At 39.7% G+C, this 19433-nt stretch carries 14 protein-coding genes and 7 tRNA genes; 13 read left to right on the plus strand and 8 right to left on the minus strand.

Annotation, left to right across the window (positions count from 1 at the left end):
• Nucleotides 1–1015: 1015 nt before the first annotated feature.
• Nucleotides 1016–2089, minus strand: a complete 1074-nt coding sequence (locus Q0791_RS20450) for an MBL fold metallo-hydrolase (RefSeq protein WP_299010579.1) — start codon at nt 2087–2089, stop codon at nt 1016–1018.
• A 165-nt stretch (nt 2090–2254) separates the two neighbouring features.
• Between Q0791_RS20450 and Q0791_RS20455 the strand changes: the two genes are divergently transcribed.
• Nucleotides 2255–2869, plus strand: coding sequence for a TetR/AcrR family transcriptional regulator (locus Q0791_RS20455; protein ID WP_299010582.1), 615 nt, complete (start codon nt 2255–2257; stop codon nt 2867–2869).
• A 47-nt stretch (nt 2870–2916) separates the two neighbouring features.
• On the opposite strand, the gene Q0791_RS20460 is transcribed toward Q0791_RS20455, so the two are convergent.
• The 3 genes from Q0791_RS20460 to Q0791_RS20470 all read right to left on the minus strand — a co-directional run bounded on the left by Q0791_RS20460 (nt 2917) and on the right by Q0791_RS20470 (nt 5009).
• A complete protein-coding gene (locus Q0791_RS20460; protein ID WP_299010585.1) occupies nt 2917–3372 on the minus strand; it encodes a DUF1090 domain-containing protein in 456 nt (151 codons plus the stop codon).
• Nucleotides 3373–3640: 268 nt separating this feature from the next.
• Nucleotides 3641–4411, minus strand: coding sequence for a phosphatase PAP2 family protein (locus Q0791_RS20465; RefSeq protein WP_299010587.1), 771 nt, complete (start codon nt 4409–4411; stop codon nt 3641–3643).
• Nucleotides 4412–4607: 196 nt separating this feature from the next.
• Nucleotides 4608–5009: a DUF4345 domain-containing protein gene (locus Q0791_RS20470; protein WP_299010589.1), complete on the minus strand. Its 402-nt coding sequence runs from the start codon at nt 5007–5009 to the stop codon at nt 4608–4610.
• Nucleotides 5010–5101: 92 nt separating this feature from the next.
• Here Q0791_RS20470 and Q0791_RS20475 point away from each other — a divergent pair, with 92 nt between their 5' ends.
• Nucleotides 5102–6016, plus strand: coding sequence for a M15 family metallopeptidase (locus Q0791_RS20475; protein WP_299010592.1), 915 nt, complete (start codon nt 5102–5104; stop codon nt 6014–6016).
• Nucleotides 6017–6090: 74 nt separating this feature from the next.
• On the opposite strand, the gene Q0791_RS20480 is transcribed toward Q0791_RS20475, so the two are convergent.
• The 3 genes from Q0791_RS20480 to Q0791_RS20490 all read right to left on the minus strand — a co-directional run bounded on the left by Q0791_RS20480 (nt 6091) and on the right by Q0791_RS20490 (nt 10677).
• Nucleotides 6091–6345 (minus strand): accessory factor UbiK family protein, encoded by a 255-nt coding sequence (locus tag Q0791_RS20480; protein WP_299010594.1) that lies wholly within the window; start codon nt 6343–6345, stop codon nt 6091–6093.
• A 99-nt stretch (nt 6346–6444) separates the two neighbouring features.
• A complete protein-coding gene (locus tag Q0791_RS20485) occupies nt 6445–9543 on the minus strand; it encodes a multidrug efflux RND transporter permease subunit (RefSeq protein ID WP_299010596.1) in 3099 nt (1032 codons plus the stop codon).
• Between the two features lie 15 nt (nt 9544–9558).
• Nucleotides 9559–10677 (minus strand): efflux RND transporter periplasmic adaptor subunit, encoded by a 1119-nt coding sequence (locus Q0791_RS20490; RefSeq protein WP_299010600.1) that lies wholly within the window; start codon nt 10675–10677, stop codon nt 9559–9561.
• Nucleotides 10678–11022: 345 nt separating this feature from the next.
• On the opposite strand from Q0791_RS20490, the gene rep reads away from it, so the two are divergent.
• Nucleotides 11023–13038 (plus strand): DNA helicase Rep, encoded by a 2016-nt coding sequence (rep, locus tag Q0791_RS20495; RefSeq protein WP_299010603.1) that lies wholly within the window; start codon nt 11023–11025, stop codon nt 13036–13038.
• Between the two features lie 3 nt (nt 13039–13041).
• On the opposite strand, the gene Q0791_RS20500 is transcribed toward rep, so the two are convergent.
• Entirely contained in the window at nt 13042–15660 is a 2619-nt protein-coding gene (locus Q0791_RS20500) for a diguanylate cyclase (protein ID WP_299010606.1), read from the minus strand.
• A 525-nt stretch (nt 15661–16185) separates the two neighbouring features.
• On the opposite strand from Q0791_RS20500, the gene Q0791_RS20505 reads away from it, so the two are divergent.
• From Q0791_RS20505 to Q0791_RS20550, 10 genes are all read left to right on the plus strand, one after another.
• Nucleotides 16186–16262, plus strand: a tRNA-Arg gene (locus tag Q0791_RS20505).
• Between the two features lie 39 nt (nt 16263–16301).
• Nucleotides 16302–16377, plus strand: a tRNA-His gene (locus Q0791_RS20510).
• A gap of 33 nt (nt 16378–16410) precedes the next feature.
• A tRNA-Pro gene (locus tag Q0791_RS20515) sits at nt 16411–16487 on the plus strand.
• Between the two features lie 36 nt (nt 16488–16523).
• Nucleotides 16524–16600, plus strand: a tRNA-Pro gene (locus Q0791_RS20520).
• 60 nt (nt 16601–16660) lie between these two features.
• Nucleotides 16661–16736 (plus strand) — tRNA-His (locus Q0791_RS20525).
• Nucleotides 16737–16782: 46 nt separating this feature from the next.
• Nucleotides 16783–16859, plus strand: a tRNA-Pro gene (locus tag Q0791_RS20530).
• A gap of 50 nt (nt 16860–16909) precedes the next feature.
• A tRNA-His gene (locus Q0791_RS20535) sits at nt 16910–16985 on the plus strand.
• Nucleotides 16986–17473: 488 nt separating this feature from the next.
• On the plus strand, nt 17474–17713 hold the full coding sequence (locus Q0791_RS20540) for a hypothetical protein (RefSeq protein ID WP_299010609.1): 240 nt from the start codon (nt 17474–17476) through the stop codon (nt 17711–17713).
• A gap of 269 nt (nt 17714–17982) precedes the next feature.
• On the plus strand, nt 17983–19143 hold the full coding sequence (locus Q0791_RS20545; RefSeq protein ID WP_299010616.1) for an amidohydrolase family protein: 1161 nt from the start codon (nt 17983–17985) through the stop codon (nt 19141–19143).
• Nucleotides 19130–19354: a cysteine-rich CWC family protein gene (locus Q0791_RS20550; protein ID WP_299010612.1), complete on the plus strand. Its 225-nt coding sequence runs from the start codon at nt 19130–19132 to the stop codon at nt 19352–19354. Before Q0791_RS20545 ends, Q0791_RS20550 begins: the two co-directional genes overlap by 14 nt.
• Nucleotides 19355–19433: the final 79 nt, after the last annotated feature.

Consider the following 19433-nt stretch of genomic DNA (forward strand, 5'->3'; position numbering starts at 1 on the left):
CATCTGTCTCGTTTTCGTACTGACAAGATCAGATCACAGAATGACCAAATGGTTCCTTAGATTTAAGCAACAACGCCCCTATATTGTGCTAATTTCAATATGTTGTTTAATTACCCTGAAAATATCCGAAACCCTATTTGTTGTACCCTCCAAGTTTTAATCAACGTAGACCATTTAGTTTACGTATACTATTTATTTGTTGTTGGATTAGTTTCGGATTATGAAATGAATAACATTCAACTTCAATAAGTATAGGTTCATTTCTACTGAAAACTTGTTGTAGTGCCTCAATTCTGCTGTTTCCCTCAAATACTACATAGGTGTGTTCCGATTCCTGTATAACTTTGATATTAGTGATTGATGGCATATATTTATGTATAGATTCTTTGGAAATGCGATGACTATCCAATAACGGTGGTTTGTTACTATTGAGAATAGAAACCCTTTTTTTATTTAATTTTATAGCGTTATCTCTATCTATCTTATGAATGGATTTTAAATTATATAGCGGGATCCAAATTTGTTTAGAGCTAGTTTTTTCTCGGTATATTTGTAGCACGAGTTTTATTAGCAGTATATCTTTGTATTTCATTTCTTTAAATTCACTTTTTTTATATAATAGGTAGTGAAATATATTTTGAATTTTATTTAATAGTGTTCTCATTTTATGATTCTTTATAAAAAGGATACAAGTTAGTATTAATATCCCTGTTAGAGTGGCTCATTAGTAATATATTTACTCGTGAAAGCAAAATTCGTTCACTGGTAAGTCATTTCCTATCTATCATTTCCACTATAGCTGACATTATGAAAAAATGCATGAGAAGATTCTTTAGTGCTGATTGTAAACTTAAATTCCTTTAATTAGTAGTTTAATATTATTTAATCATCAAAGTCTTAATAATCTCATACCAGATGAGGTGTACTTCATGAGACAAAGGTTCGCTATATGATTTGGATTCTTCACTTAAGAAATCGGTTTTTTGGTCCAACCAATGGGATCCAGCTCTCATTGTTATTTTATTGCTTTTCCCGCCATGTATGGGTTCCACCAATCCCTTGTTTGAGGCAACTTATTGATGGTAACAGCTTGTCCCATAACGGGAGTGAGTATCGGCACATTTGCTTGATGTGCCAATTGCGTAATGCGATTAAAAGGTTCATACCAAGCATGAAAGGCAAGATCAAAGGTGCCATTATGAATGGGCAACATGTGACGTCCTTTCAAATCAATATGGGCTTGTAAGCTTTGCTCTGGTGTCATATGAATATTGGCCCAGTCTTTATCATAAGCACCTGTTTCAACCATAGTAATGTCAAAAGGCCCAAAACGTTCACCTATGGTTTTAAAGCCATCGAAATAACCTGAGTCGCCACTAAAAAAGAGTGTTGATTGAGGCGTTTTAATGGCATAAGAAGCCCATAATGTTTCATTTTTATCAAATAAACCACGACCAGAGAAATGTTGTGTCGGGGTTGCGGTTAGAGTGATATTGTCAATAGTGATGGATTGCCACCAGTCTAAAGCATGAATATTAGCTGCGGGAACCTGCCATTTTTTTAAGTGTTTATCGACCCCTAAAGGGACAACAAAGTGCTTAACAGTTTGCGCTAAATGTTTAATGCTGGCCTCATCTAAGTGATCGTAATGATCATGAGAGATTAAAACACCATCAATATTGGGTAAGTCTTTAAGGGCGATAGGCGGTTGATGAAAGCGTTTAGGGCCAATAAAGCTAAAAGGTGAAGCTCTCTCGCTAAATACTGGATCAATGAGCCACTTTTTTCCATTGAGTAGCATAAAAAGGCTAGAGTGACCTAAACGAATAATAGTATCTGACTTTAAATCATTGAGTTGCGCTTTAGTCACGGGTTGAACAGGAATTGCGTGTTGAGGTATTGCATCCACTTTTTTTTCTGTCGCATAGCGGATGAGTAAAGGTAAGATAGCTGCATTGTCATTGAAGTCGTCAGCAGTATTAATAAACCCACCTTTAGGGTTATGGTGGTTACTGAGCTTGGTAGCTAGTATATCAGGCTTTTGAGCTGGGCTTTGGGTTTTGGCATTAAAGTCTGTTAGGTATGACATAAGTGCTACTGCGCCTCCAAAGAGAGATAAAATTGAAATGCGATTAATCAATTTCATAACTACCATAAAAAGTAAACTATATAGTGTAATTTACGCTTATTTTTTGAAAAAGTAAACTGACAAGTGTAATATAATGGTGGCTTTATGATATGGGATGATTAACCTGTGGAATTTAAAGAAAAAAAATTAACACGTTCAGAAATAAAGCGAGCATCAATATTAGATGCTGCGATGGAAGAGTTTCAACATAAAGGCTTTAAAGCAACGAGTATGGATGATATTGCTTTGCATGCTTCTGTGTCTAAACGGACGGTTTATAATCATTTTCCTAGTAAAGAAACCTTATTCCATGCGATTACCACACGCATGTTAATGCTTTTTTATACTGAGGAGACGATTGTTTTTTCCGATGTGATGCCACTAGAGGAACAACTGATAGAGTTAGCTGAAAATGAGATCAAATTATTGACCTTGCCTACATTTATTGCGATGGCTAAGGTCATTTTTGCTGAGTCGATTCATTCACCACACTTAGTTCAGAATGCAGTGAAAGAATTTGATGAGAAAGGATCCCCTTTAATCAGTTGGTTTGAAGCTGCTGCAAAACAAGGGGCAATCAAGACTCAAGTGCCGCAACAAGTGGCGATGCAATTTGTGTCTGTTATTAAAGGCTTTTGTTTTTGGCCGCAAATCGTTAAAAATGCTCCCGCTCCTGATACGCAGCAACGTCAGTTGGTTATTAACATGGCTGTGCAAATGATTATGAAGCAATACACTTAAATATTTTAAGTTGAATGAATATGTTGAGTGATGAAACCGTTTGTATATTAGTGTTTGGAAGCTTGTTTTAATGTTGCGAGTTCCATTTCCCACTGCTTGATTTTATTTTCATCTTCTTGAATTTTATTTTGGTATTTTTGAATCTTATTTTTATTGCCAGCGGATTCGGCTGTAATAAGCTTAGTATCATAATCAGCGAGCTCTTTTTTAGCTTGAGTGATTTTTTTCGTTAACTTTTCTTGAAACTCAGCTGGATTACAATGGGTTTTAGCTTGGGCTAACGCGGTTGTTAATCCATTGACTTCATTTTGATTATTATATTTTTTTGCAATGTCTAGTTGCTGATTTATTTCGCAGTATTTTTTTTCGCAACCGACTAAGTGATGACAGTTGTCTGATGCCATTGTTTGAAATGAAGCACTCATAAACACTAAACTGATAGCCGATAGAGCCAATGATAACTTTGATTGGTGACGAAATAATAAAATATGTTGTTTTACCATGCTGATCTCAAGATGATGTTAATCACTATTTTCGAACGATATACTGCGCCGTTTATAGAGTTATTGGATCTCTCTTCATGGGCAGTTGATGCGAAAGTTGCCAGTATTGATGATAGTGATAACAGTGTCTATGTTTGCAGATGTTTTGTTCAGTCAGTATTCAAGATTGTATCTTTATATGATTTTTTTTAAATTCTTTGTTATGACTCAAATTGAAGTGTCACGGGAATATTGTGCGTAAAGGGTTATATTTTTCATAAAAATGAGATTAAGGAGACACAGAGTGTGATGCGTTTAAATATTTCCCAATAAAATATAGCCCTGTGGTAACGCAAATAATAGAGAGTAGCGTTGCGGCTAATATATCTTGAGGCCAATGTAGGCCTAAAAATAATCGACTTAAGCCCATTAACACACTCCATATCATTAAGAGTATCGGGACTAGGGTCGCTCCAGATAAGATCAAATAGTAATTCACCACTAAGGTGAGTGTAACGGCAAAGGTCATATGTCCAGAAGGAAAGGCATAGTTAGTTGTACTCTGCCAGTGTTTGGTGATGTTGGAAGACAATTGAATATTGGGATCAATGGCTTTCAGCTTTGGAATAGCCTGAGTAATGGATTCTTGGCGTGCACTTTTATTTGAATGGGTAAAAGTGTCGATGTTCAATAGGTGATAATGAGACATCAAAGCGATATTAGGTCTGATTTCTTTGGTGATGATTTTAATGAGTTGTCCTAATCCTAAAGACAGGATTAAGCTTAAGGCTAGGGTTAAAATAAGCTGTTTCAATAATGGCTTAGGGATTCTGATAGCACAAAATAAAAGAATAATGAATGTTGTGATTATGGCGAATGGAAAAGATGCTGTTTCTGTTATCCAATAATAAAACTGAGCAGTGTTAGAGGAGAGATCCAGTGATGGAAAGAAGCGGATATCTCCCATTAGCATAAAAGAGGTAAGAGAGGTTAATATGACCGCTGATATGAGTAACCAAGCTTGAGCTATGCTTGACTTTTTGATGGTTTTTTTATTCACTCTAGGGCCTCTATCTCGATGTTTTTTACTGTGCAGTGAAGGCTGGCGTTATCCAGTTGTTCAATTTGACATGTAAAATCTTTCTCTGATTTCATCTTTCCCATCCATGGGGAACAATCAAGGATGAATCATATTTATTTTTTCAGAGTTGATTTAATAATAGATACAGTTTGAGTGAATTGTTTTAGTTGGGTAGTTATTTTTTTGTTTGCATCATTTTTCTATCATAACCTAGTGCAATCAGTGCCAGTAATGCCACAATCATTTCACAGACTAGATAAATAAACATCATGTTATTGGCCGAATTCTCTTGTAGCAGTCCAAGCGATCGTGAACATGCCATTCCCAACATAATAACCAGAATTGCCCATAGACCAAGACGATGATTTGAGGGCGTAAGGGTGAATAAGGCAAGAACGATCCCTAATCCAAGTGACATTCCACCAAATGTAGCACGTATATCAATGAGTGCCGATGGGCTAGTAAGCTGTGAATCTGTAATAAATGAAAATAGGGTATTAGGCAGAAAAATAAAACCTAGACCATATAGAGTAAAGAAGAGACTGTTTACCCAGATTAATATTAATTGGAATTTCATGGCGGTTCTCAGTAGGATTTTTTCTATAGTATATACCTAAGTGGTATAAATATGCAGGATACAGATCACTAGAATGATATTAAGGAGAAAGTATGAAATCAGGCACTTTATCGGTTCTGTTTTTGTCGGTGATCTTCTCATCATGTTCAATGCATCACTCCCTTGATGTCAACTCCAAAGATTTTATTGCTGAGACTCATGCAGGTATTTACTCTGTGTCTGCTAAAGACTGTGATCTTATGATGCAAAGGCAGGTTCTTCACCGTCATTCTCCCATTAAATGCGAACGATTGAAAAAAGTTATTTTTCCTTTTGCTTCCTTTCCGACAGGCTTTGTCAGCATTATAGCGAGTGACAGTGATAAATCATCGCGTTCCATGGGCGCTTTAATTGTACTTGACGTTGTGGCAGAGCAAGTGCTGTCATTATTCAACACGCTTTATCAATTTCAATTTCCACTCAATCAAGCCATTCCGATAGAATATTTCAGTGAAGAAGAAAAATTAAAAGATAATATCAACAACAGTTATGCTTTTGATTCTCGATTAATCACTCGTGGCACCACTTGGTCAGAACATGCTTATGGTGTGGCGATTGACATTAACCCTTTTCAAAACCCTTACCTTTATGTGGGTGCCGATTCTCGTGCTTTGGTGATCCCTAAAAGTGCTATGAGCCAATACCTCAATCGCGCAAGATATCGGCCGAGTAAAGTGACTCGATTTGGTATGGCGGAGGAAGTGGTACTTGAGTTTGCTAAGCATGGTTTTGTAATATGGGGGGGGGATTGGGATAGTCCTATTGATTATATGCATTTTCAAGTGGGATCTCGTGACTTTATTAATAAGTTGATCTCGTTACCCTTTGAAAGTGCTAAGGCATGGTTTAGCGAGTATGTGGCTCAAATCAATACTTGTTTGAAGACGGCAAATACAATGCTGGGGCTTAAGGATCAAGATTTAGCCCGTAAGTTTTGTGTGGAGAAAGTGACAACTGAGTTTAAATGAGCCGTATTTTTCCCTGAGGGATAAATGAAAAAAGATCCTTGAGGGATCTTTTTTATTGTTCAATATACTCATGATTATTCTGATGGCGTTAACTTTTGTTCTAGTGCATCAACTTGCTCTTGAAGTTCGGTCAGTTTTTCTCGAGTTTTGACTAATACATGCTGTTGGACTTCAAACTCTTCCCGTGAGACTAAGTCCAGCTTCATGAGTTGATTCTGCAGGACTTGTTTCGTGCGATCTTCGAACTCACTGGCAAATTGCTTTAAGCCGCTAGGGAGGTTGTCTGTCAACTGCTTAGCCATTTCTTCAATTTTTTTGGGATTAATCATTTGGGCTCTTTTTTATTGGGGGCTGTTACTCATAATTGTACCTGAGGGATGCTATATTTGCCAAAGATAGCGCCTAGTTCTTAGGCGCTATCTGATTGTTCATCCCTTGATTTCAGCTTCTTTAGGTGGGATTGACTCATCAAATTCAGGCAGCGGTTTATGGGTTTGTGCAAGATACATATACATTACGGGTAAAACAAATAATGTGAAAAGGGTGCCAATAGACAAACCTGCCACAATCACTAGCCCAATGTTAAAGCGTGAAACTGCGCCTGAACCTGATGCAAATAGCAGAGGAATGAGACCTGCAACCATAGCCGCTGTCGTCATTAAAATGGGACGTAACCGTATAGAGGTTGCCAGTTTTATCGCAGCCAATTTATTCAATCCATTATTGAGTTGCTCTTCTTTGGCGACTTCGCAAATGAGGATACCATGTTTACAAATGAGGCCAACAAGAGTAATGAGTCCGACTTGGGAATAGATATTCATCGAAGTGAGTCCAAAGACGTGAGTCCAACTTAACGCGATAAGTGCACCACTTATGGCTAGGGGAACAGAAACTAAAATCACTAATGGATCCCGTAAGCTTTCAAATTGGCTGGCTAAGACGAGAAAAATAATGGCAATGGCGAGGACAAAAGTGACGTAAAGTGCGTTGCCTTCTTCGACATATTGCCTAGCTTGGCCAAGGAAACTATAGGTATAACCTTTAGGTAATTCATTATCACCGATGTTTTTTAAGAAAGAAATAGCGCTACCTATAGGTGTACCTGGAGGAGCAACGCCACTAATGGTCATAGAGTTCATTTGATCGAAATGGGGGAAAGAGCGAGGCTCTGACGTCACAGTAATGTCGACTAAGCTAGATAAAGGCACTGAACGACCATCTGCTGCTGTGAGGTAATATTCTGCTAATGATTCTGGGCCTGTTCTATTTTTACGGGCAACTTGTGGGATCACTTCATAAGAGCGGCCTTCTAAATTAATACGATTAACGTAGCCATCGCCCATCATGGCCGATAACGTCTGACCAATATCTTGCATTGTGATGCCATAACTGCCTGCAATGTCTTTTTTGATTTGAATATTGATGTTGCCTGAATCGTATTTTAGATCGACTTGAGAAAAGACAAATAAGGGGCTTTTCTTCACTTTTTCAAATACGTCCATACCGATCTCAAATAAACTTTCAAATGGATTAGAGGTAGTGATGACAAATTGTATGGGTAGGCCACTTGAAGCGCCTGGAAGCTGCGGCATTTCAAAGGTGGTAATGGCCATACCTGGAATGTTTTTGACTTCTTCACCTAAGGCTTGTTGGACTTGTTTTTGGCTCTCATTACGTTGACTCCAAGGAACAAGAGGAGCAATACCAAAGGATTGATTGATTGCTGGTATACCGACAAATGCCAGTGAGGCTGCAGCGGCAGGCTGTTTACTGATCATGTCTGTCACTAACTTCATATTAGATTGAATATAATCTAAGTTGCCTGTTGAGGGGGCTGTGCCCATCATCATCACGACCCCATTATCTTCGGTTGGTGCAAGTTCTGACGGAATGAAGCTAAACATGATGGGTAATGACATTAAAACAAAGGCCGCAAATGTGAGGACCACAGGTTTATGATTTAGTACTGCTGCAAGCATAATGTTATAACGACTCGTGACTCGGCTTAATATAGAATCAACGGTTTTTTCAAAACGTTTGGGCTCATGCTTTGACAGTAAGACCTTAGAGCACATCATTGGGGATAAGGTGAGTGCTATAAAGCCAGAAATTATCACTGAACCTGCTAAGGTGAGCGCAAATTCTTTAAATAAAGATCCCGTGATCCCACCCATGAGCGCGATAGGAGAATATACTGCGGCCAGTGTGATGGTCATAGAGATAACCGGAACGGCTATTTCCCGTGTGCCTATAATGGCGGCTCTAAAGGGAGTTTCACCCAACTTGATATGCCTGTCTACATTTTCCACCACCACAATGGCATCATCCACCACTAGCCCTATGGCCAGCACCATAGCAAGCAAGGTCATTAAATTAATCGAGAACCCAAACATATCCATAACCATTCCGATGCCTATGAGAGACAAAGGGATGGTGACAACAGGAATGATGACGGCGCGAAGGGAGCCTAAAAATAAGGTAATGACAATAATAACAATAATAGAAGCTTCGCCTATGGTTTTAATCACTTCATTGATGGACTCATCGATGGCTATAGAAGAATCATAGAGGATTTTTGCATTCATAGATGGCGGTAAGTTTTTTAAAATGTCCGGCATCATAGCTCTGGCATCTGCTGCTACGAGTAGCGGGTTGGCGGTTGGAGTGACATCAATAGCGACGACGACGGCTTCTTTGCCGTCAGCCATACCGCGAATAGTATCACGGCTTTTGGCTAGGCTAGCATGACCAATATCTTCTAGGCGGATCACTTTACCATCATCTGTGGTGGAGATGACTAATTGATTGAGCTCTTCTGCCGTGGTGACTTGTGTATTAATGGTGCTGTTTAAGGTGGTGTAATAGCTATTGGCTTGACCGGCAGCAGATTGATAGTTATTGGCCTGCAAGATATTCATGACATCACTGGATGAAATGTTAAAGGCTCCCATTCTTGCAGGATCGAGCCAAACCCGCATGCCATAAGTCACCCCTCCATAGAGATTCACTTTAGCGACACCAGAGATAGTAAATAACTGCGGAGTGACAACTCGGTTTAAATAATCGGTGATCTGACTGGCATTGAGCTCTTGGCTATTAAATGAAATATACAGTACAGAAGTTTGAGAGCCTGTTGACATGGCTATGGTGGGATCTTGTGCTTCACTGGGGATTTGAGAGCCAACAGAGTTAACTTTTGAAAGGATTTCGGCCAATGCGCCATTGGGATCAGTATTGAGCTTCATAGTGACGGTAATGGTTGATGTGCCCAAGATACTGGTAGAACTCATGTAATCAATATTATCTGCTTGCGCAATGGCTTGTTCTATTGGTTGGGTAATGAATCCTTGGATCAGATCTGCATCGGCGCCATAGTAATTGGTGGTGACTGTGATGACAGTGTTCGTCATTTTAGGGTATTCGCGTACTTGCATTCCTAAGTAAGAATACGCCCCTAATAATAACAAGAGTAAACTGATTGAAATAGCCAGAATTGGTCGACGGATAAAAGTATCAGTAAAGCGCATCGCCACTTCCTCCTGTTATAGTTTCGGCATAGTGGTTGGAGTGGGTAAGGCTGAGTTCTCCGTCACTTTGACTTTACTGTTATTACTTAAGCGAACTTGCCCTGAAGTGACAATTTTATCGCCTGCTTTGAGTTGACCTTTGACCAGTGCTTTGCCACTGGTTCTTTCTAATACTTGCACTTCTACTTGAGTCACTCGTTGAACTTTTTTTCCTTTTTCAGTTTCATTTTTAATGACATAGATAGAATTACCATAAAGCGTGTAGGTGATGGCGGTTCTAGGGAGGACTATTTGGTTGTCGATTTTTGGCAGTAATATATCGACTTCGGCAAACATACCATTACGTAATTTATTGTCGGCATTGGGGATTTGTGCTTGTATTTGAATGAGACCGCTTTGTTCAAATACGGCAGGTTCTATTGCTGTAATAGTGCCAGTAAAAGGCACTTTGGGGTAACTATCCACAAAGGTATTAATTTTTTGTCCAACAAAGACTTTTGAAAGTTGGGTCTGAGGAATGGTAAAGCGAATTTTCATATTGGTGAGATCTTCAATACCCACCACATCGGTACCAATGTTCAAGTAATCACCTAGGTTGACCTCTCTTATTCCCATAATGCCATCAAAAGGGGCTCTAATTTCTCGCCGACTAATGGTGGCTTTTAAACTCTCAATGCTTGCTTTTAATGCCAGATAAGTGGATTGACTTTTATCGAGATCTTGCTTGGACACTGAATTTTGTTTATAGAGTGCTAAATTACGTTCATAATCTGCTTTTGCGGCAGGTAATTGCACCACGCTATTTTCAAGATTTGCTTTTTCAACATCTGTGTTAAGCGCAATCAGTAACTGCCCTTTTTTGACTTTCGCACCATTTTCGAAATTGATTGAGCTAACGACACCGGCATCTTGATTGGATAAGGTTCCCCCTTGATTTGGCTCTACGTAACCAATGGCATGAAGTTTGGGTTGCCAAGTGGTGGGAGTGATATTTATCGCTGTGACTGGAAATTCAGGTTCCGGCATATTAGCAATAAACGTGGCTATTTTTTTCTTAATGAAGAGATTGAAGCCGATGACGGATCCAAAAACGAGAACAACAATGATGAGCATGACTGTAAACCATTTTTTCATATGCCTGACTGCCCTGTAATTTAATTGTTATAACAAATGTGTTTGATTAATATTAATATTAGTCGATATTTTAAAGTCTTGTTTTTTGTGAGTAAGTAAAAATATGTTTTAAAACCTTAAGTGTGTTAAGTCGAATATTGCTTAACAATGGTTATACATTAACATGAATTATTATTAATTCTTGCTGAATATAAAGAGGGAAGTGTAAAGGGCTATTTTTGAGTGAAGGGCTAATTAAGTGGCTTGTTGGGTTCGATACTTGGTTATGTTTTTCGCTTATGGTAAGCCATATTTCTGGTATCATGTTGGCTTGTTATTTCTTTATGTATTGGTTGTCACTTACTGATGAAGCTAAACCCTGGACAAAACGATGCCGTTCATTACGTTACTGGCCCTTGCTTAGTATTGGCAGGAGCGGGTAGTGGTAAAACACGTGTGATTATTAATAAAATTGCCCATTTAGTAAAAGATTGTGGTTATAAAGCACGTCAGATAGCGGCAGTCACCTTTACGAACAAAGCGGCTCGTGAAATGAAAGAGCGAGTGTCTCAATCTATGGGACGCAAAGAGGCTCGAGGCTTGTGGATTTCCACTTTTCATACTTTAGGATTGGAAATCATTAAACGAGAATATAAAGTGCTGGGGTTAAAGCCTGGTTTTTCGCTATTTGATGATCAAGACAGCTTGGCCTTATTAAAGGAATTGACGCAAAACGAGTTAGAAGAAGACAAAGACTTATTGAAAGCATTGGCGAGTGCCATTTCTAACTGGAAAGGGGATTTAGTCATTCCTGAACAAGCAAGAAAAATGGCTAAAGATGAACAATCGCAATTGTTTGCATTATTATATCAACGCTATGCTCAGCATATGAAAGCCTATAATGCACTGGATTTCGATGATTTAATTCTTATTCCGACATTGCTATTAAGGCATAATGAAACAGTGCGAGAACGCTGGCAAACTCGAATTCGATATTTGCTGGTGGATGAATACCAAGATACTAATACCAGCCAATATGAACTGGTTAAATTGTTAGTGGGTCAGCGCGCTCGTTTTACCGTCGTGGGAGATGACGATCAATCTATTTATTCTTGGCGGGGCGCGAAACCACAGAATTTGGTGTTACTCGGACAGGACTTTCCTAAACTCAAACTCATTAAACTGGAACAGAACTACCGTTCAAGTCAACGTATTTTGCGTGCGGCTAATATTTTGATTGCTAATAATCCCCATGTTTATGATAAAACGCTTTTTAGTGAGTTGGCTTATGGCGAGCCACTGAGAGTATTAGTGGCTGCTAACGAAGAGCAAGAAGCCGAGCGAGTGATTGCTGAAATTATTCGGCATAAATTTGTTGGGCGAACTCAGTTTGGTGATTACGCAATTTTATATCGGGGCAATCATCAATCTAGGCTACTTGAGCGAGCGTTAATGACCAATAGGATCCCCTATAAACTCAGTGGTGGAACGTCTTTTTTTAGTCGTGCTGAAATTAAAGATATGATGGCCTATCTGCGTCTAGTGGTGAACCCGGATGACGATAATGCTTTTTTACGTATTGTGAATCTCCCTAAGCGGGGGATTGGGCCTGCAACCTTAGAAGCGTTAGGTAATTATGCGAATAAACGGCATATTTCAATGTTTGAAGCGATTTTTGAGGCTGATCTTAATCACTATTTGTCGCCTGCAGCTATGTCTTCTTTATACCAGTTTGGTCGTTTTATTGTCGATACTGAAGAAGCGGTAACGAGAGGCGACCCTGTTGATGCGGTTAAAACCTTAGTGCGAAAGATAAATTATGAAGATTATCTTTATGAAAACAGTACGAGTGCAAAAGCCGCCGAAATGCGAATGAAGAATATTTCAGAACTCTATCGCTGGGTGACTGAAATGTTGGCAGGTGATGATTTAGACGAGCCGATGACTTTGCCTGAGGTCGTGACGCGTTTAACCTTAAGGGATATGATGGAGCGTAACAATGAAGATGAGGAAGGGGATCAGGTTCAGTTAATGACCCTTCATGCATCAAAAGGCTTAGAGTTTCCTTATGTGTTCATGGTGGGGGCAGAAGAGCGTATTTTGCCTCACCAAACGAGCATTGATGAAGGTAATGTCGAAGAAGAGCGTCGTTTAGCCTATGTCGGGATCACGCGTGCACAAAAAGAGTTATGGTTTATGCTTTGCCGAGAACGACGGCAATTTGGTGAAACTCTGCGTTGTGAGCCAAGTCGCTTTTTAATGGAGTTACCTCAAGACGATCTCATTTGGGAAAGTCGTAAACCACAAGCTTCACCAGAGCAGCAGCAGGCGACAGGGAAAAGTAATATTGCGCATTTAAGGAATATGCTTAAAAGTAAATAAAATTTAAGCACAATCGAGAGCAACAGCCTTGGGGAGCACTAGGACTTTTCCCAGTGATTGTCCCTGTCCAATGGTGATCCCTATTTCTGTGAGTTTATCTATCTGACTAGAGTGAGTGATCCCTGTTGCATTGAGGGTAAGCCCTAATGCTTGTGCAGCTAAAAAATAAGCTTTGGCGAGTTTGAAATGAGATCGACTCTCTAAATGTGTGCAATAACTGGGATCAAGCTTTAGTACACTAATAGGTAAGAAAGTGAGACTGTTTATTGCGCCATTGACACTGCCATAATCGTCAATGCCTAATTTGACTTGTAACTGAGCTAAAGATTCAAACGCATTGATATGGATATTATTATCTTGCACAAAAGATCTTTCATTAAAGAATAGAAATAACTGCTCTAAATTAAATTGGCACTTTTTTAACTGATTTTTTAGACTGCGCAATGCATGTTTATGTTTCAAATGCTGGCTGGAAAGTGACAGGTGAATTTGCAGGCATTGGGTGCAATAGGTTTGTAAATGGGCAAAATCGGCGCTGATCTGTTTTAATGCATACTTATCTAATTCAATACTTAAGTTACCTTGTTGAGCAATGTTATTAATTTGAACTTGCTTTATTTTTCCAAGTTGTGGGTGTAGCCAAAATAAGCGAGGTTCAAAAGCGGTGAGAGTTTGGTTAGTGAGGTTTAAAATAGGTAAGTAGCTAATTTGTAATTCATTGTTTTCTATTGCTCTTTTAAGTTCCCTTTCAAGTTCGATATTGTTTGCCTGTTGGTTAGATTGTCGTTGAAATACGACATAGCAACCTTTACCATCAGACTTGGCTTGGTACATGGCTGCATCGGCATTGCTCAGTATGGACTCACTGGTATCAGCGCCTTGAGGATCACTTAATGCAATACCGATACTGGCGGATGAATAAAACACTTTTTGTGTTAAATGGTAGGGCCGAGCTAATGCTTTAAGGACTCGCTCTGCGACTTCAATGGCATCTTGTTCATGGCTAATACGGTCTAATAATATGACAAATTCATCGCCACCGAGCCTAGCTAGATTGTCATTGACTCGAATGCATTTTTTTAGACGTTTGGCGGTTTCAATTAAAAATCGATCGCCTTCCAAATGCCCTAAGGTGTCATTTAATAACTTAAATCTATCCATATCAATAAAGAGCAAGGCGAATTGCGCTTTTGGATGCCTGCGTAAGTGTTTAATGGCTTGAGAGAGCTGCTCCATAAACATGGCACGATTAGGTAAATTCGTGAGATTGTCATGCTTGGCATCGTGCTGTAATTGGTACTCGATTTGTTTACGCTGTGTGATTTCTTTTTCAAGGTTTTGGTTAAGTAATGCTAATGCTTGCGTGCGTTGTGCCACTTTTTCTTCTAACTGTTCATGGCTGGCTTTTAATGATTCGGCTGAAAGTTTTCTTTCGATTGCAGTTGCAATGTGTTGTGAAACAAAGGTGAGTAATTCAAGATCGTTTTCATGATAGTTTTGGTTGGCGTTAAAACTATAGACAGTTAATGCGCCTATGATTTGTCCTTGAATAAAAAGTGGAATACCAATCCACTGGTGGATTTGGCGGGTATTATTCAGCTCAGGCGCTTGAGTATAGACAGATAGGGATGAAATTAATTCATCGATATCATTTTTATGAAGGAGTCTGGGCTTTTGATGTTGAATGATAAATTCGGTTAATCCATCTTGTAGTGCTCTGGGTTTGGGGGCTGGAGAGTTAAATTGTGAGACATAAAATGGAAAGCTTAAGCCCGTATGTTGTTCATTGAGTAATGCAATAAAGCAATTATTGGCTGCTAACAAACGACTAATGACTTTATGTATTTCGGCGTAAAACTGGCTAGTATCGATATTGGATGTTGCAAGATCGGCTATTTCAAATAATGCTTTTTGTAAGTTTTCAGCTCGGCGGCGTTCACTGACTTCTTGTTTAAGTTTTTCGTAGGCAATGCTGAGCTCTTCAGTTCGTTTGCTAATGGCTTGTTCAAGCTGCTCTTGATGTTGAAGGTGTTCTGCCACGGTAGAAATGTGCTGGCTGATAAAATTCATGAGCTCTAGATCGATATCACCATAACTCATATTTTCATCATAGCTTTGGACGACAATGACACCTGTAGTAATACCATTATTTTTAATGGGAACACCCAGCCACTGATGGCAATCGGATCCTAAACTCACGACATCATGATTATCGAGTAGTGTTTGATATTTCTTGTTATCACACAGTAGGCTTTTTCCGGTTCTAAAGACATATCCTGTGAGTCCAGATGCTAAGGTGTCAGACAAGGTATCATTTGGATAGAGATCTTGTGGGTGCGCATCTTTTTCATCGGCAAAAAAAGGAATTTCTATTTTTTGGGTTTTTGCATTGAGCGTTGCAATAAAAAAATTATCGGTGGGCACTAAGGTATCGATTGAATCATAGATAATGCCATAAAACTCTTCTTGAGAAGTGACTGACGCCGCTAAATTCGATATGGCTAATAATGCGTTTTGAGTGACTTCGGCACGCTTGTAGCTCTTCGCCAGTGCTTTTAAACGAGCAATGCGTTTATGTAAACGTGCAACTTCTCTGGCTTCTGGTGTTTTATCCCTAAACATGAATCTCGCCAATTTAAGTAATTTATTATTTCAATTCAAGCGCTATACCCGTGATACTTGAAGATGAGGATTCAGCTGGAATTAAAAGCCTTTTAGGCAAGGCTTTGAACAGCGTGCCTAGTCATTCTAAGCTGATGTTCAGTAACGCAGTATAAAAGGCTTTTAAACCAGCCCGTTGGGAGTCTGTAAAAGCACCGACTTCTGCGTTGTATCATCTTAAAAGGCAATAAGCATTTCGGCAATAATACGCCTTGAATTAGGCACTTTTACAGGCTCTGAAAACAGGCATCTTCAAGTATCACGGGTATAGATGGATTATAACCTTCAAGAAATAGATAGCTATTTGAGTATATTGATAGCATGAAATGCCGTCGCTTCCAAGCGATACTTCGTGGAGGGCTGTGGATTATCTTGGTAGATAATCATGCGGATCTGTTAAAACTTAATCAAATGAACAAAAAAATGAAAACAGAACTAGACGTAGAGGCGATTTATCCCTACTATATGCGTCGCTAACCAAGGCAGGCGCCCATAGCTCAGCTGGATAGAGCGTACCCCTCCGGAGGGTGAGGCCGAAGGTTCGAATCCTTCTGGGCGCACCAGTTGGAGAGTGTATTGGTTAGCAAGAGAGGTATTCAGTGGTGATTGTAGCTCAGTTGGTAGAGCCCCGGATTGTGATTCCGGTTGTCGTGGGTTCGAGCCCCATCAGTCACCCCATTTCTCTCATGTAAATGATATAAAATATATTCTCGGTGATTAGCGCAGCCCGGTAGCGCATCTGGTTTGGGACCAGAGGGTCAGAGGTTCGAATCCTCTATCACCGACCAAATTATTAGTGTGATAATTATAGAAAGTCAAAGATTCGGTGATTAGCGCAGCCCGGTAGCGCATCTGGTTTGGGACCAGAGGGTCAGAGGTTCGAATCCTCTATCACCGACCACTTTTCGATAAGCCTTCTCGGTAGAAGGCTTATTTCGTTATCATATATAGCAAGACAATGGTGATTGTAGCTCAGTTGGTAGAGCCCCGGATTGTGATTCCGGTTGTCGTGGGTTCGAGCCCCATCAGTCACCCCATTTTTACTGTTTTTAAGCGCTGTATTAGAAATAGAATAGCTTTAATCGGTGATTAGCGCAGCCCGGTAGCGCATCTGGTTTGGGACCAGAGGGTCAGAGGTTCGAATCCTCTATCACCGACCACTCTTTTAATAATGATAAACATTGAATTTGTCATTATGATCCAAACAGTGGTGATTGTAGCTCAGTTGGTAGAGCCCCGGATTGTGATTCCGGTTGTCGTGGGTTCGAGCCCCATCAGTCACCCCATTCTTTATTTTCTATTCGTTTTTTAGTCATTCTTTGCATTCCTCTTTTATATAGCCGTGACTATTTACCATTTTTGCTATTGATCAGCTATAAGTAATACCAATCTAAGCAAGTAAATGAGCTATTCAGAGCCACTTAGGCTTTTCAATTCAAGGCGCATTGATGCAGGAAGGGGCATTCCCTTTTAAATGAATGCAACGCAGAAGTGGAATGCCTGAGTGACTCACTTTGTGCGGGTTTAAAAATATGTTATGCAGCGTTGTCTGTTTTCGATATACGACTGCATGGATGGAGGAGGTAGAGTGACGTTTGAACCTAAGCCGAGAATCACTATTAACGTCAAACAGACGCGACCGCCATGGATGGTGGGACTGTCTGTTAATGCAGGAGCAATTAACGACCTTACCTACCGCATTTTTAATTCCCGCTGAATGATCACTTATTTACTTAGATTGGTATAAAGTAACTGGGTTATGGAGAAAACAGGCATGCAGGGATTATTCGGTTATGGTCGGTATCACTATTATTTTTGTTTTTTAGCACTCAATTTATTACTCGCATTGGAGCAGCATGCCGTTGCAAGTGATAGTGACGATAAATATAAGTTAATTGTTGCTGCTAATATGCTTGATGTGACTTCAGGTGAGATCATTCGCGATCCACGCGTATTAATAAAGAACAATCTGATAGTCAGTATTAATCCTGATACTCTACCTAGGGTCTGTTGATCTTTTCTGATTGTTTCTGCAGCAGTTTGTGGTTTCTTTATACAAGGCAGAGCTTGTGTGGTGTAGTTATTCTACATAAATAAGCGATAACGCTGTAGAAAGGGGCCACGAACGCTGTCCGTAGGATCCGGCTAAACGTGTTTTACTCTTTGTTGAGAGACATTCGCTTAGAATGACTAGGCGTCACCCCTCTCGCCGCGATTAAAACACGTTTATCTCGGACATAATTTAATCATGAAAGATCAACAGACCCTAAAGACACTCAAGTAATTGATCTTGGCAATCGTTATTTATTACCAGGCCTAATTGATATGCATGTTCACTTATCTTTAGAATTAGATGATGCGATGAAAATGAATATGGTGACATCAGGGGTTGCCATATCAGCATTAAAAGCGGCCAACAATGCAAAAATCACCTTATTATCGGGTTATACGACGGTGAGGAATATTGGTGTTTATTTGCCAACGTCTGATGCATTTTCGGTTGATGTTGCCTTGAATAAAGCAATCAAGCAAGACTTAGTGCCGGGTCCACGTATTGTTCCTGCTGGGCATTTTATTAGCAGCACTGGCGGTCATGGTGATATCACTGGTTTTGCACCAAGTGTGCGTGAGCTGGATTATCGTTCAGGTATTGCTGATGGGGTTGAAGAATTACAAAAAGCGGTGAGATATCAAATTAAATATGGTGCTAAAGTCATTAAATTCATGGCGACTGGTGGAGTGATCAGTGAAGAAGGCGGCGTACCTCAATCTCCCCAATTCTCAGCAGAAGAAATGAAGGTGATCTGCGATACGGCGCATCGAGTGGGCATTAAATGTGCTGCACATGCAGAAACAGAGCCTGGTGTTCATTTAGCGATCCGTGCTGGCGTCGATACCTTAGAGCATGGCTTTCAGTTGACCCGTGAAGATATTCACTTGATGTTGGAAAAACAGGTTTACCTTATTCCAACTGCGTTAACAGCATCATTGAGTGAACTTTATATTCCTTTTAATCAAATGCCTGATAATATAAGAGACAAAGGATTGTTACAGCAAGCAAGCGCGATAGAAAGTTTAAAGAAAGCCATTAAAGCAGGGGTGAAAATCGCTTCAGGATCCGATGCTGGCATTTCTCAGCATGGTAAGAATGCCAAAGAGTTATATTATTATGTTAAATATGGTATGAGCACATTGACTGCGATCCAATCTGCCACCATACATGCTGCGGATGCGTTAGGGGATTATGCATTAGATGGCGCTAAGGTGGGCCAAATTAAACCGAGTTATGAAGCGGACATTATTGCGGTTTCTGGTAACCCACTTCGTGATATTAAGGCGTTACAAGAGACAGTGTTTGTGATGAAAGCGGGCCGTATTTATAAAAATCTTACTGCTGTTGATGTTAAGCATTTAAAAGGTGAACAGAACAATGAAACAGAATGAACTTGAATGTCCATTATGTGCTGAAGATAATGCATGTGCTGTGGTCTCAGGTCAAAAGGTGAGTGATTGTTGGTGTCATCAACAAACATTTTCTGATCGAAGACATTTTGCCCATTTATCAATTAATGAACATCAGTGTTTATGTCAGGCTTGCGTCAAACAAATGAATAAAAGTGAAGGGAATAATAGTGATACTGATAAGGAAAGTTAATATTATACCAATTCCATTATATAAGTGATCTTTCAGCGGGAATTCAACATGCTGTAGGCAAGGTCGTTAATTGCTCCTG

Source organism: uncultured Shewanella sp. (assembly GCF_947495455.1).
Classification (GTDB): domain Bacteria; phylum Pseudomonadota; class Gammaproteobacteria; order Enterobacterales; family Shewanellaceae; genus Shewanella.